This window comes from Aeromonas sp. MR19 (assembly GCF_963899305.1).
GTDB classification, from domain to species: domain Bacteria; phylum Pseudomonadota; class Gammaproteobacteria; order Enterobacterales; family Aeromonadaceae; genus Aeromonas; species Aeromonas bestiarum.
The window spans coordinates 169,691-184,138 of sequence record NZ_CAWQWZ010000011.1 but is presented as its reverse complement, the minus strand read 5'-3'; the positions used below and the strand labels follow the sequence as shown (position 1 = coordinate 184,138).

Sequence of the window (14,448 nt, the reverse complement as noted above, 5' to 3'; positions counted from 1 at the left end):
GGCGCGGCACAGTGTCGAAGTGTGACGTTCGTCACTTGTGACGAAGGGAGGGAGAGGCTTCGTCACCTCGGAAAAACAGTGCCGACAGGGAGCAATGCGGGGTCGTAATGAAGGGTGAAAGGGTTATTCGTCTGCGGTAGGGAATGGGGTGCAAAGAACGAAATGAATTGCACCGTTTGCAGCCATATGGTCGTCGTGGCTTGCTCCCTTCTCCCCTCGCGGGAGAAGGGTTGGGGATGAGGGGGAAAATGCCCCCGTGGTTAACGGCAAAAAGAGAGGGAGGCCAAAGCCTCCCTCTCTCTTGCTGGCGTTCTTTATGCCATCAAAAATGCCATCAAATATCCACCTGCGAGCCCAGCTCTATCACCCGGTTGGGCGGGATCTCGAACTGATCCGGCGCGCGCAGGGCGTTGCGTTGCAGCAGCATAAACAGCTTGCCGCGCAGATAGAGGTACCAGGGGCGCTCCTTCATGATCAGCGACTCGTGGGCCATAAAGAAGGAGGTCTCCATCATGCGGCAGCTCAAGCCCTCCGCGTTGCAGCGGTGGAAGATCTCCTCCATGTTGGGGGTCTCGCGCCAGCCGTAGCTGGCCACCACCCGCCAGAAGGTGGGGGAGAGCTGCTCTATGCAGACCCGGCGCACGTTGTGGACGTAGGGCACATCCTCCACCCGCAGGGTGAGCAGGATTATCCGCTCGTGCAGCACCTTGTTGTGCTTGAGGTTGTGGAGCAGCGCATGGGGGATCACATTGACCACCCGCGACATATAGACGGCTGTGCCCGCCACCCGGGTCGGCGGGGATTTTTCCAGCGAGGCTATCATGGGCTCGAGCGAATTGCCGTGCTCGTTCAGGCGGCGAATAAGCTGGAAGCGCTCGCTCTTCCAGCTGGTCATCAGGGTGAACATGACGGCGCCCAGGGTGAGTGGCAGCCAGCCACCGGAGAAGATCTTGCCCAGGTTGGCGGCAAACAGCGGCACGTCGATGGCCAGCAGCAGGGCGAACAGGGCAGCCACCAGGTAGGTGGGCCAGCGCCAGCTGTTCTTGGCCACGGAGCAGAAGAGGATGGAGGTGAGCACCATGGTGCCGGTCACGGCGATACCGTAGGCTGCCGCCAGATTGCTGGAGTGCTCGAAGCTCATGATGACGATCACCACTGAGATGTAGAGCATCCAGTTGATGACGGGAATATAGATCTGGCCGGACTCCTGCTCGGAGGTGTGGACGATGCGGATGGGTGAGAGATAACCGAGCCGCACCGCCTGCCGGGTGAGGGAGAAGACCCCGGAGATCACCGCCTGGGAGGCGATCACGGTCGCCATGGTCGCCAGCACCAGCAGCGGCAGCAGCGCCCATTTGGGGGCGAGCAGGAAGAAGGGGTTGGCGATGGCCGCCGGGTTGCCCAGCAGCAAGGCCCCCTGGCCGAAGTAGTTGAGCACAAGCGACGGCAGCACCACCACAAACCAGGCGAGCCGGATCGGGTTCTTGCCAAAGTGGCCCATGTCGGCGTAGAGCGCCTCCACCCCTGTGATGGCCAGCACCACGGCGCCGAGGGCAAAGAAGGACGTGGTCTGGTACTCGGCGAAGAAGCGCAGCGCCCAGATGGGGTTGAGCGCCCCCAGCACCTCGGGATTCTGGATGATGCTGCGCAGCCCCAGCACGGCCAGGGTCAGAAACCAGGTGAGCATGATGGGGGCAAACAGCTTGCCCACCATGGCGGTGCCATGTTTTTGAATGGCAAACAGCAGGGTCAGCACCAGCACCGAGAGCGGCACTATATAGGGGTCGAGGGAGGGGGCCATCAGGCTCAAGCCTTCGATGGCCGACATCACAGACATGGCCGGGGTGATCACCACCTCGCCATAGAAGAAGCTGCCGCCAATCAGCCCCAGGATGATCAGCACAGGCGTCCAGCGGGGAGAGGCATTGCGGGTGGCCAGCGACATCAGGGTGAGAATGCCCCCTTCACCGGCGTTGTCGGCCCGCATCACGAAGGAGAGGTACTTGACCGAGACCACCAGGATCAGCAGCCAGAAGATGAGGGAGAGAAATCCCAGGATGGCGGCGGGTTCGGCCCCGATCCCGAATTGACCCGACAGGCACTCACGCAGGGTATAGAGGGGGCTGGTGCCGATATCACCATAGACCACGCCAATCGCCGCCAGCGTGACGCCGGACAGGGCTTGTTTGTTATCACAGCTCATGAGGTTATCTTGTTACACGTTTGCCAAAGCACAAGGGCCCGAACGATCAGGAAAAACCCTGATATTCAATCGGGATAGTATTAAGAAATTGCTATGGGAAAGGGAGTTAACTGGATATAAAGGGGCTCATTATGGGACACAGTCTGTTCATCTGCCGTTAAGCGTATGATGACACACACTCTGTGGGATCATGCTCTGGTATAAATAATCAAAAGGGGCTTTTGAACGAAATTATTAATTATCCATTGATTGAAATAACCCGTCGGGACGCGTGCAAGCGTTTGTTTTCTCTGAGTATCCATTTTGGCCAGAGTTTTCAATCGGGCTGGTTGAAAAATAGACGATAAAATGCTGACTAATAAATTGATGCAGAGGTGGGTAAAGAGGGCAGAGTTGGGTGGCGATAGAGTCTTTATTTGGTCTGGGGGTAGGGACGGAAGGAAAAAGGATATGGCCACCACAACATCAGCCATCATCAAGCAAAGCAAGAGAGAGGATATATACGTAGGGTGCAATGAACGAAGTGAATTGCACCGCTAATGAAATACGTAAGAGTAGAGGTGCAATGCGCTGCGCTTATTGCACCCTACGAGAATGATTATTCTCCATGATAGTGTTTTAATAAAAAGTAGCGATCAGGACTATCTTTAACACCACTCACGTTACCGACGATTTTAAATCCCATTTTTTCATAAAATTTGGGGGCCTGAAATGAGAGGGTATCGACTTGAGCGGCAATACAGCCTCGTGCCTTCGCTTCACGCTCAGCGACCTCCATCAATTGAATGCCGAACCCCTGACCTCTCTTATCATCGTGTACCCAAAGCACCTCGATCAAAAGTTGATGATAAATGGTTCGTCCGGCAATGCCACCGACAATCTCGCCGCTATCATTACGAATGATCACCATTAAGGGTTGAGATCGCTCCTCACCCATCTTCTTAAAGTTGAATTGTCTGAGATTATCAACAAGTGTATTAAATATTTCATTCTGAGACTCGTTATAAATTTCTATTACCATAAACTTTCAACCTTCATATCCAAGTGGTATATATAAAAAGCCGTGGCCATATATAGTTGGATATTAATATTTTTCATAATTTGCGCTGGCATAACCGTCCTTATATTCACAGCTTGGGCAAAGTGCTGCATCCTCTCCATATTCACACGAAGAGAAAATATATGGCTCTTTACACCACTTGCAAGTAAGCACATTTTCCTCATGACCGCACACCAAACATTTTTCGTAATCAACACTGAAAGTATCATTATGGCAAGATGTACATGTGATAGAATGTAGGCCTTCAGTTTCAATTTTATTATTTGCTTTTTCTAATAACTGGTAATAAAACTCAGTGTATTGAAATAGAACATACCAACTTTTCTTTTTCAGATGGGTATTTTTCCAGTCAAGAAGAAGATGTTCTTCAGAAAATTTAAAAATAAAAGATAATACTTGGCCGACTAATGCTTTAGCTTCATTTTCAGATATAGAAAACTCATAGTGCTCTATTTCATTGCGCTTATTCCTTGCTGTATTGATGGCGCTCTCATCTTCCTTGGAAAAATGTATACCTCCAATACTTTTAAGTCTCTTAAAAGCCTTTTCAGCACCTACAGTAAACGCATCATTAGATGGGTATTTATCTATGTTATCAAAAACAAAGGCAGGATGGATTTGTCGTAGTTTTTCTTTAAATAGCAACTCCACGACATGAGAAAAATCAACGATTATTCTTTTCCAGTCACCGACACTATTCTGATCAATAGGCCCCATGTGTTTAATCGCATGTTCCAATGAATCATTGGCATTTTCTATTAGATTAAACTTATGCATATTTAAATCCAAAGTTGATGGAGCAGGTCTTGTGCTTTTGACCTATGCGGTGCGAATAGCAAGCTCTATGAGAACTACCCCCAATGAAGCTGGTTGCCAAGTAGCACATAGTAACCGGACAGGTAAAAAACTGAAGGGGCAGGCGGCTAAAACCGGCTCTGGCTCAACAACGTGGTCAATATAAGGTGCTTTATTGTTCGGTTTTGCTTGATTCTGATGGGCATGCTCGATAGTAAAACCAAACGACAGTCGCTCCCAGAATCCCTCGTATGGCTATGTTCTCGCCCTGTATTGGCCCTTTCAGGGCTCGTTTACACGGATTTTCTCCCTCCGAACGCGGGTCTACTCGCGGGTAAGGCACACCCGATCAGGCACCGTTGATCCCCCGATAATCCGTTGGGGCAGGGGCCTGTCAGCCGGTGTCGAGCTCGTCACTTTTGTCGTGTCGATCACAGTTCTGCGAGTCGCTCGTCATCGTCACCAGTCCGAAAATCTCACTTCCCCGTTCTGATTAACCCTTTTTTTTTCAGTTGCTTGCGAATTTTATTTCGTTCACTCCCGCTTTTGGTCTGATAAATGCTTTGTGGGTGAGCCGGCTGCGTCGTTGGTGTGCGAGTGCGCGCCCCCTGAGGTGATGACACTTGGGCACGCCGGGCGATGCCAGTGCGGCAGTAACGAAACATTTAGGATCCCTCTCTATGAACAGCTTCGTGATTGCAGATCCCAGTCTTTGTATTGGGTGTCGTACCTGTGAGGTGGCCTGCGCCGTGTCACACCAGTCAACGTCCTGCGCGGGTACCGTTGAGCGGGAGGGCGGCCTGCGTCTTGCCATCGAGGATGGACATCTGGTCTCCAAGGACAGCTATTTCCAGCCGCGCCTGAAGGTGATCGTCGGCAGCAAGGTGACCACGCCCGTGCTGTGCCGCCAGTGTGAAGACAAGCCGTGCGCCCTGGCCTGCCCCAACAATGCCATCGTGACCGAAGATGGCTGCGTCAAGGTGCTGCAGGCGCGTTGCATCGGCTGCAAATCCTGCGTGGTGGCCTGTCCTTACGGTGCCATGGCGGTGGTGGTGAAAGAGGTGGCCCCCGCGGCCGATGCGCTGTTCAAGCGCCCGCAGACCAAGGCGCAAGCCTTGAAGTGCGATCTCTGCCGTCATCGCGAGGCGGGCCCGGCCTGTGTCGAGGTGTGTCCGACCCAGGCGCTGCGCTTGGTGACCCCGGAGTCGCTCGGCGAGCTGAACCGCCAGAAGCAGCTGGCCAGTGCCGAGGCGATGGCGGCCTGCCAGCGCCAGCCGGTCTCTGCACAGGTGTAAAGCATCAGGATGGCGTGCGCAGCCCCTTGCTGGCCGCTGCTTGCGCTTCTTTGCCCTTTATCCCTGACAAGCCATTTTCGTTAAAGGCCTTTTATCGTTAACAGCCTTTTACCGTTAACAAACAAGAGTGTGAGTCATGAAAAAAGTCATTACCGTGTGCCCCTATTGCGGCACCGGTTGCAAGATCAACCTGCTGGTTGAAAACGACAAGGTGGTGGGGGCCGAAGGCGCCCACGGCCGGACCAACGAGGGGCAGCTCTGCCTCAAGGGTTATTACGGTTGGGATTTCTTGAATGACACCAACCTGCTGACCCCCCGTCTCAAGAGCCCTATGATCCGCCGCGAGCGCGGTGGCAAGCTCGAAGCCGTCTCCTGGGACGAAGCCATCGGCTTTGCCAGCAGCCGTCTGTCCGCCATCAAGGCGAAATATGGCCCCGACGCCATCATGACCACAGGCTCGGCCCGTGGCCCTGGCAACGAAGCCAACTATGTGATGCAGAAATTTGCCCGCGCTGTGCTTGGGACGAACAACGTCGATCACTGCGCGAGGGTGTGACACGCACCCTCAGTCTCCGGTCTGGAGACAACTGTAGGCAACGGCGCCATGAGCAACGCCATTCCCGAAATTCAAGAGACCAAGTGCCTGCTGGTGTTTGGTTACAACGCTGCTGACTCTCACCCCATAGTCGCCCGCCATATCCTCAAGGCGAAGGCGAACGGGGCCAAGGTTATTGTGTGTGATCCCCGCATGGTGGAGACCGCCCGCATCGCCGATCAGTGGCTGCCGCTCAAAAACGGATCCAACATGGCGCTGGTCAACGCCTTCGGCAACGTGTTGATCGCCGAGAACCTCTATGACAAGGCGTTCGTCGCCAACTACACCGAGGGGTTTGAGACCTACAAGGCGCTGGTAGCCAGGTACACCCCGGAATACGTGGAGGGGATCACCGGCCTCAAGGCCGCCGATATCCGCGCCGCCATCCGCACCTATGCCGCCTCGCCTGCTTCCATGATCCTGTGGGGCATGGGGGTGACCCAGTACGGTCAGGCGGTGGACGTGGTCAAGGGGCTCGCCGGGATTGCGCTGCTGACCGGCAACTTCGGTCGCCGTGGCACCGGCTGCGGTCCGGTGCGCGGCCAGAACAACGTGCAGGGCACCTGTGACATGGGGATGCTGCCGCACCAGTTCCCGGGCTATCAGTCCGTGAGCGATCCCGCCATCAGCGCCAAGTTCGCCAAGGCGTGGGGCGTACCGTCCCTCTCCCAAAAGCCCGGCTACCGTCTGACCGAGCTCAGCCACAAGGTGGAGGAGGGCAAGTGCAAGGCCTTCTATATCTTTGGCGAAGATCCGGCCCAGACCGAGGCCGACCTGGCCCAGTTCAGGCGCACCCTGGGGGGCATGGATCTGGTGATAGTGCAGGACATCTTCATGACCCAGACCGCCGAGATGGCGGATGTGATCCTGCCCGCCACCAGCTGGGGCGAGCACGAGGGGGTTTACAGCTCGGCGGATCGCGGCTTCCAGCGCTTCTACAAGGCGGTGACGCCGCCAGACAACGTGAAGCCGGACTGGGCCATCTTCTCGCTGATGGCCACCGCCATGGGGTATCCCATGGAGTACCGGGATACCAACCAGATCTGGGACGAGATGCGCGCCCTTTGCCCGCTCTATACCGGGGTCAGCTATGACAAGATGGCCGATCTCAAGAGCGTGCAGTGGCCTTGCCCGACCGAGGATCACCCGGGCACCAGCACATTGTTCGAGGGCAATGTGTTCACCACCCCGAGTGGCAAGGGCCAGCTGATTGCCTCCGAGTGGCGGGCACCGCTGGAGCAGCCTTGTGCCGAGTACCCGCTGGTGCTCTCCACGGTTCGGGAGGTGGGTCACTACTCCTGCCGCTCCATGACAGGCAACTGCTCTGCGCTGCAGACCCTGGCCGATGAGCCGGGCTATGTGCAGATCCACCCGAGCGATGCGCAAAAGCTCGGCGTGAAGGATCAGGCGCTGGTCTGGATCTCGTCGCGGCGCGGCAAGGTGATCACCCGCGCCAACTACAACGAGCGGGTGAACGCTGGTGTGGTCTACATGACCTACCAGTGGTGGATCGGGGCCTGCAACGAGCTCACCATAGAGCACGTGGACCCCGTCTCCTACACTCCCGAGTACAAATACTGCGCGGTGAAGATAGAGCGCATCGATGATCAGCCTGAGGCGGAGAATTACGTTCAGGTTGAATACAGCGCGCTCAAGGCGAAATTGCGCAGCGCCGCCAAAGGGTAATCGTCGTTAAATAAAGTGGATCCAGGCTCTGTTCACAGGGCCCGGATCCTCTCATCCTTTTTTCAGCTGGCAGGTGTCCTTCATGAAAAATGAATTAACTCTCTCATTCGGGATCTTTTATGTTTCCGCTTATTTTCTGGTGATGTTATTGGGGCTGGTCTGCTTCTGGTGGCACGACGAGTTGATATTTCTGCTGGGGTTCGGTTTCTTCGGCTGTTTTATCGCCGCGCGCATCGCCATGGGCGCCGTGCTGGCGGCGCTGAGCGTGCAGGCGGCCTGGCTCATCGCCTTTCTCTCCACCACCCTGGTCAACGGCCTGCTGACGGGCTTGCTGGCGCTGGTGATCCTGCTCACCCATCAGGCGGTGTCTGCAGAAATAGCCGACAATATCAGTGGGTTATTGATTGCATTTCAGCTGCTATCGGCCGGCTTCATCCTGGGTGGCCTCAAGCTCTACAACTACCAGATCATCTCCTCCTGACGGAGCGCAGCCATGGGCAAGCGGCGGCTATCCAGTCAACCCATCAAACGACGCCATGCGGCGACGCGAGCCGACAGGAGTTGGCGGAGCACTGCAATATATATGTGAACCAATGTGAGCATATTTGGTAGTGATGGCGGGATATTGGCGCTGGCCTGTCTGGTTGTAATGGGGGTAGGGCTACCTTATTATGCATCAGGCAGTGAGAAGCTATTTCAAGGCATGTTAGTTTTTATAATTAAGCGTTAAGTTTTTAAAAATTAATTATAACATCTGACGGATCTGGCTGACCTGTTGTTTACCGTCGTTGCTGACCGCAATGTGCCCGCAATCTTTTGCCCATATAGATGTAACGTGAGGCCAGAATGCTGAATGTGAGTGCCATTCCGTTAACCGACATCTCACCCATCTGGGATGACGGCTTTCTCTCTCTCTCCAAGAACCTGCTCTCCGCCGTCACCCTGGATGATTTCATCAAGAAGCTGAACCGGATCGATGCCTGCTTCGCCGGTGTGACCCGGGTCAACCTGATCCTCAATCTGGGGGCGGGGGAGGAGGCCCTCTTCTACTTCATGGGGGAGAAGGGCCCCAAGCACCTGGTCTGTGCCAAGGCAGATCTCCATTTCTCCAGGGAGCAGGCCATAGTGCTGCCCGCGGCCCGCTTTCACAACCGCTGCGAGTTACTGGCGGCGGCCGGGGTGTATGAGGGGTTGCACTCTTACTGCCAGCTGCCCATCACCACGGCCCGCAGCCACCTGGGCGGGGTGGAGTTCATCAGCCCGGCGGCCAATGCCTTCCCGATGGAGACCCTGGCCAAGCTGACCCAGCTGGCGGCCATCGTCGCCATCGCGCTCGAGAACGTGCTCGACAAGGAGCGCACCCTGGAGCAGGCCAACTCCCTGCGTCTGGAGCGCGACAGCTGCAAGATCCTGGTGGATGTCACCAATGCGGTGATCAAACTGGTGCGCATCGCCGAGTTGCCGAGGAGCCTCTTCTCCATACTGCAGCACCACTTCTCCATCAGCAGCCTCTGCCTGGCGGAGTACAACGCCACCTCCGACAGCTTCAAGAGCTATCTGGTCAATCAGCAGCAGAGCGATCAGCCCGGCATCATCAACCACTCCTGCTTCGAGAAGAACTGTCTGCAGGGTGCGCTCGGCCACAGCGAGCCCTTCTTCATCTATCGGGAGCAGGGCCACGGCTGCGATTCGAGCTGCCGCTTCAGCTCCCAGATACTGCCGGCCGATGCAGACAGCTCCTGCATACTGCCGCTGCGCTATCGGGGCAATCTGCTGGGGGTCTTGATCCTCTCCCACCCGGATGCCGACTTCTTTGCCGACATCGATATCTCATTGCTGGAGCAGGTGGCGGCCCGCACCGCCATTGCCATGAACAACGTGCAGGCGCAGCAGGAGATCTCCAACACCACGGGGGCCCGCGAGAAGACTATCCGGGTGGCGGAGCTCGAGCCCAACGCCGATTTCTCCAGCATCATCTATCAAAGCGCCGCCATGGAGAGCGTGCTGGAGAAGGTGAAGCTGGTGGCCCAGAGCGACTGCTCAGTGCTGATCCTGGGGGAGACCGGCACCGGCAAGGAGCTGATCGCCCAGGCCATCCATCGGCTGAGCGATCGCCGCGAACAGGAGATGGTGAAGGTAAACTGCGCCGCCATACCCACCGGCCTCATCGAGAGCGATCTGTTCGGCCACGAGAAGGGGGCCTTCACCGGCGCCCTGGCCCAGCGCATCGGTCGCTTCGAGCGGGCCCACAAGGGCACATTGTTTCTGGACGAAGTGGGGGACATGCCGCTGGACTTGCAGCCCAAGCTGTTGCGGGTATTGCAGGAACACGAGCTGGAGCGGGTCGGCAACAGCAACCCCATCGCCATCGACGTGCGGCTGGTGGCGGCCACCAACTGCGATCTGCTCTCCATGGTCAAGAACAAGCGCTTCAGAAGCGATCTCTACTACCGGCTCAACGTCTTTCCCATCGAGTTGCCGCCCCTGCGTGAGCGGCGCGAAGACATACCGCTCTTGGTCAACTTCTTCATCAAGAAGATTGCCAAGCGGATGCGGCGCAACATCACCTCTATCCCGGCCGATGCCATGAAGATGCTGGTGTCGCTCCCCTGGTACGGCAACATCCGCGAGCTGGAAAACATCATAGAGCGCGCCGTGGTGATGACCCGGGGCCATGTGCTCAACCTCTCCCCGGATGAGCTGATGCCGCTCAAGGGCTATCACAAGATAGAGACCCTGGTCTATGACGAGCCCGAGCAGGCCTTGTTCAAGGGCGCCAGCGGCCAGAGCGAGGGGGTGGAGGACGAACGCCAGACCATCATAGACACCTTGCGTGAATGCAACGGCATAGTCGCGGGGGAGCGGGGCGCCGCCAACCGGCTCGGCATGAAACGCACCACCCTGCTGTCGAAGATGAAGCGGCTCGGTATCTCGGCGAAAGCCCCCCAGACCCTCAACTAAGGGCTCCAAGATGTTGCTCGAACTCGATAGCGATACGCCGCTGGCGCTTAGCGCCCACCGGGAGGTGGTCCATTACCAGCGCGACGGCGTCACCACGGACAGCGCCATGCAGCTGCCCTGCGAAACTCCGGTGGCGCTGGTCTACAACGGCATCGCCCACAGCGTCATGATGTGTTCGGCCGCCGATCTGGAGGACTTTGCCATCGGCTTTTCACTCTCCGAGGGGATCATCGACAGCCTCCACGATATTCACGACATCGATCAGGTTGATGGCTGCCAGGGGATTGAGCTGCATATCACCCTGGCCAATCGCTGCGTTCATCGCCTGAAAGAGAAGCGGCGTACCCTGGCGGGGCGCACTGGGTGCGGCATCTGTGGCAGCGAGAGCCTGGAGCAGGTGGTGCGCACTTTGCCGCGGCTGCCGGATAGCCAGCGTTTCGAGGTGACCCTGATCGACAAGGTGCTGGACGCGCTGCGCCCGCTGCAACTGCTGGGGCAGAGCACCGGGGCCACCCATGCCGCCGTCCATGTGGATGGTGCTGGCAATATCCTGGCCATTCGCGAGGACGTGGGGCGTCACATAGCGCTCGACAAGCTGGTGGGGCACCTGCAGCGCACCGGCCGGCGCGACGGCGCCATCCTGGTGACCAGCCGTGCCAGCTTCGAGATGGTGCAAAAGTGCGCCAGCGCCGGTGTGGAGATCCTGCTCGCCATCTCGGCCGCCACCGAGCTCGCGGTCGAGCGGGCCGAGCAGACCGGGCTCACCCTGGTAGGGTTTTGCCGCCCGGGCCGCGCCGAGATCTACAGCGGTCGTCAGCGCATCCTGCTGGGGTAGTGTGGCCGCGGTCACCGCCTCATCCGGCTGGCGACGTCATAGAGCCGGCAGGCACAAGGCCATTGGCGGACGGGGGGCGGCTCGGGTATAGTCCTGCGCCAACAAGATAGGTTCGGCCGGGCGAAGCGCAACCCGTACCCGCAAGGGTTGCCTGAGGTCACCGCCCGCCGACACAGCGTCAAAGGATACTTAGCCCATGAAATTCAGCCCCTTGCTGGATGAGATGATGAAGGCCCTGCAGGTGCTGCCGGGGGTCGGTCCCAAGTCGGCCCAGCGCATGGCGTTCACCCTGCTCGAGCGCGAGCGCAGCGGCGGTTTGCGCCTGGCCCAGCTGCTCAACCGGGCGCTGACCGAGATAGGCCACTGCAGCCATTGCCGCACCTTCACCGAGAACGATCGCTGCGAGATCTGCGCCAATCCCAAGCGCGAAGAGAGCGGCCTGCTGTGCGTGGTGGAGAGCCCGGCGGACGTGGCCGCCATCGAGCACACGGGCCAGTTCTCCGGCCGTTACTTCGTGCTGATGGGGCACCTGTCCCCCCTCGATGGCATAGGCCCGGAAGAGCTGGGGCTGGAGATCCTGGAGCGGCGCCTGAAGGCCGAATCCATCAGCGAGCTGATCCTGGCCACCAACCCCACCATCGAAGGGGATGCCACCGCTTGGTACATAGCCGACATGGCCCGCGCCGCAGGCGTCAAGGTGAGCAGGATTGCCCACGGCGTGCCGGTGGGTGGCGAGCTGGAGCTGGTGGATGGCACCACGCTTTCTCACTCCTTGATGGGGCGTCAGCCCCTTAATTGAGGCCGCGTCAGCCCCTTAATTGAGACCGCATCAGCCTCTGAACTGAGCCTGCGCCAGGCTTATTGTTTCCCAAACCCGCCTCGGCGGGTTTTTGTTTGAGCGATGGGCGGCGCCTGGCGGAGTGCTGGCGCAAAAATCGCCATTCGCACCGTCAGCAGACTTGTCCCCCTTGAAATGGGGATCCCAGGCCCCATCTTGTATCAGGAATGTGTTCAACCCGAATCGCCTGAGGATAGTGTCGATGACCCAAAGCGTTCATGCCGAAACCCACGGGTTTCAGACTGAAGTCAAACAACTGCTGAGCCTGATGGCCCACAGCCTCTACTCCAACAAAGAAGTGTTCCTGCGCGAGCTGATCTCCAACGCCTCAGATGCGGCGGACAAGCTGCGCTTCAAGGCGCTTTCCGATGCCTCTTTGTTCGAAAACGACGGCCAGTTGCGCGTTCGCCTGGTGGTTGATAAAGAGAATCGGACCCTGACCATCTCTGATAACGGCATAGGTATGAGCCGGGATCAGGTGATCGAGCATCTGGGCACCATCGCCAAGTCCGGTACCGCCGAGTTCTTCAAGAACTTGTCCGGTGATCAGGGCCGCGATTCCCAGCTGATCGGTCAGTTCGGGGTGGGTTTCTACTCCGCCTTCATCGTTGCCGACAAGGTGACTGTGGTTTCTCGCGCCGCCGGCACCGAGCCTGATCAAGGGGTGCAGTGGGAATCGGAAGGGGAAGGCTCCTTCACCGTGGCCGATGTGACCAAGGAAGGCCGTGGTACCGACGTCATCCTGCACCTGCGTGCCGAAGAGGAAGAGTTCCTCGACGACTGGCGTCTGCGCGCCGTGGTCGCCAAGTATTCCGACCACATCAGCGTGCCGGTGGAAATGTTCAAAGAGGGCACCCCGGACCGTGAAGAAGATGGCGAGACCGTCGTCGGCACCCCGGGCGAGTGGGAGCAGGTCAACCGCGCCACCGCACTCTGGACCCGCAATCCGAAAGAGATCAAGGACGAGGAGTACCAGGAGTTCTACAAACACGTCGCCCACGATTTCGAAGATCCGCTCTTGTGGGGTCACAACCGGGTGGAAGGGGCGCAGGAGTACACCAGCCTGCTCTACGTACCGGCCCGCGCGCCATTCGATCTCTACAACCGGGATCAGAAACACGGCCTCAAGCTCTACGTGCAGCGCGTCTTCATCATGGACGACGCCGAGCAGTTCATGCCGGCCTACCTGCGCTTCGTCAAAGGGGTGCTGGATTCCAACGATCTGCCGCTCAACGTCAGCCGTGAAATTCTGCAAGACAACAAGGTGACCGTCTCCCTGCGCAAGGCCTGTTCCAAGCGGGTGCTGACCATGCTGGCCAAGCTGGCCAAGGATGACAGCGAGAAGTACGCCAAGTTCTGGAGCGAGTTCGGCAACGTGCTCAAAGAGGGTCCGGCCGAGGATCACGCCAACCGGGAAGAGATCGCCAAGCTGCTGCGCTTTGCCAGCACGGCGGGCGAGGGCGAAGCCCAGACCGTCTCTCTCGAGGATTACGTTGGCCGCATGAAGGAAGGCCAGCAGAAGATTTACTACATCACCGCTGACAGCTTCGCCGCCGCCAAGAACAGCCCGCACCTCGAGATCTTCCGCAAGAAGGGCGTCGAAGTGCTGCTGATGTGGGAGCGCGTCGACGAGTGGCTGATGAGCCACCTGACCGAGTTCGACGGCAAGCAGCTGGTCTCCGTGACCCGTGGCGAGCTGGATCTGGGGGATCTGGAGGATGAAGCGTCCAAGCAGGCGCAGGAAGAGGCTGAAAAAGCCAACGCCGGTCTGGTGGAGCGGGTCAAGCAGAGCCTGGCCGACGCGGTGAAAGAGGTGCGTGTCACCCACCGTCTGACCGATTCACCCTCCTGCATCGTCACCGACGACCACGGCATGAGCACCCAGATGATCAAGCTGATGCGCGCCGCCGGCCAGCCGGTACCTGAGCAGAAGTACATACTGGAACTGAACCCCGACCACGCTCTGGTGAAGAAGCTCGACACCATCCAGGACGAGGCGCTGTTCGGCGAGTGGGTCACCCTGCTGCACGAACAGGCCCAGCTGGCAGAGCAGGGCGGGCTGAATGATCCGGCGAGCTTCGTCTCCCGTATCAACCGTCTGTTACTCCAGGCATGATGTTTGGGCCCACTGCATGCAGTGGGCCTTTTTTATGTGGCGCTTGCCCGACAAGGGGCAAGCG

10 protein-coding genes are annotated in these 14,448 nt (G+C 58.1%); 7 read left to right on the top strand and 3 right to left on the bottom strand.

Features of this window, described 5'->3' with window-relative positions; genetic code table 11:
- Nucleotides 1-334: 334 nt before the first annotated feature.
- The 3 genes from kup to AACQ95_RS06550 form a co-directional block, all read right to left on the bottom strand.
- Nucleotides 335-2,203: a low affinity potassium transporter Kup gene (gene kup / locus AACQ95_RS06560; protein ID WP_098984253.1), complete on the bottom strand. Its 1,869-nt coding sequence runs from the start codon at nucleotides 2,201-2,203 to the stop codon at nucleotides 335-337.
- A 598-nt stretch (nucleotides 2,204-2,801) separates the two neighbouring features.
- Nucleotides 2,802-3,224: a GNAT family N-acetyltransferase gene (locus tag AACQ95_RS06555; RefSeq protein WP_241278115.1), complete on the bottom strand. Its 423-nt coding sequence runs from the start codon at nucleotides 3,222-3,224 to the stop codon at nucleotides 2,802-2,804.
- A gap of 63 nt (nucleotides 3,225-3,287) precedes the next feature.
- On the bottom strand, nucleotides 3,288-4,040 hold the full coding sequence (locus AACQ95_RS06550; RefSeq protein ID WP_241278114.1) for a hypothetical protein: 753 nt from the start codon (nucleotides 4,038-4,040) through the stop codon (nucleotides 3,288-3,290).
- Nucleotides 4,041-4,738: 698 nt separating this feature from the next.
- On the opposite strand from AACQ95_RS06550, the gene AACQ95_RS06545 reads away from it, so the two are divergent.
- From AACQ95_RS06545 to htpG, 7 genes are all read left to right on the top strand, one after another.
- Nucleotides 4,739-5,353 (top strand): 4Fe-4S binding protein, encoded by a 615-nt coding sequence (locus tag AACQ95_RS06545; RefSeq protein WP_241278113.1) that lies wholly within the window; start codon nucleotides 4,739-4,741, stop codon nucleotides 5,351-5,353.
- A 136-nt stretch (nucleotides 5,354-5,489) separates the two neighbouring features.
- Nucleotides 5,490-7,634: a formate dehydrogenase subunit alpha gene (fdhF, locus tag AACQ95_RS06540; protein WP_241278112.1), complete on the top strand. Its 2,145-nt coding sequence runs from the start codon at nucleotides 5,490-5,492 to the stop codon at nucleotides 7,632-7,634.
- A gap of 82 nt (nucleotides 7,635-7,716) precedes the next feature.
- Nucleotides 7,717-8,115, top strand: coding sequence for a hypothetical protein (locus AACQ95_RS06535; RefSeq protein WP_241278111.1), 399 nt, complete (start codon nucleotides 7,717-7,719; stop codon nucleotides 8,113-8,115).
- A 365-nt stretch (nucleotides 8,116-8,480) separates the two neighbouring features.
- Complete coding sequence (locus AACQ95_RS06530; protein WP_241278110.1) at nucleotides 8,481-10,595, top strand: sigma 54-interacting transcriptional regulator; 2,115 nt, start codon at nucleotides 8,481-8,483, stop codon at nucleotides 10,593-10,595.
- A 10-nt stretch (nucleotides 10,596-10,605) separates the two neighbouring features.
- A complete protein-coding gene (fdhD, locus tag AACQ95_RS06525) occupies nucleotides 10,606-11,430 on the top strand; it encodes a formate dehydrogenase accessory sulfurtransferase FdhD (protein WP_241278109.1) in 825 nt (274 codons plus the stop codon).
- 196 nt (nucleotides 11,431-11,626) lie between these two features.
- Complete coding sequence (recR, locus tag AACQ95_RS06520) at nucleotides 11,627-12,229, top strand: recombination mediator RecR (protein WP_043138375.1); 603 nt, start codon at nucleotides 11,627-11,629, stop codon at nucleotides 12,227-12,229.
- Between the two features lie 241 nt (nucleotides 12,230-12,470).
- On the top strand, nucleotides 12,471-14,384 hold the full coding sequence (htpG, locus tag AACQ95_RS06515; RefSeq protein WP_098984246.1) for a molecular chaperone HtpG: 1,914 nt from the start codon (nucleotides 12,471-12,473) through the stop codon (nucleotides 14,382-14,384).
- The last annotated feature ends 64 nt before the right edge of the window (nucleotides 14,385-14,448 follow it).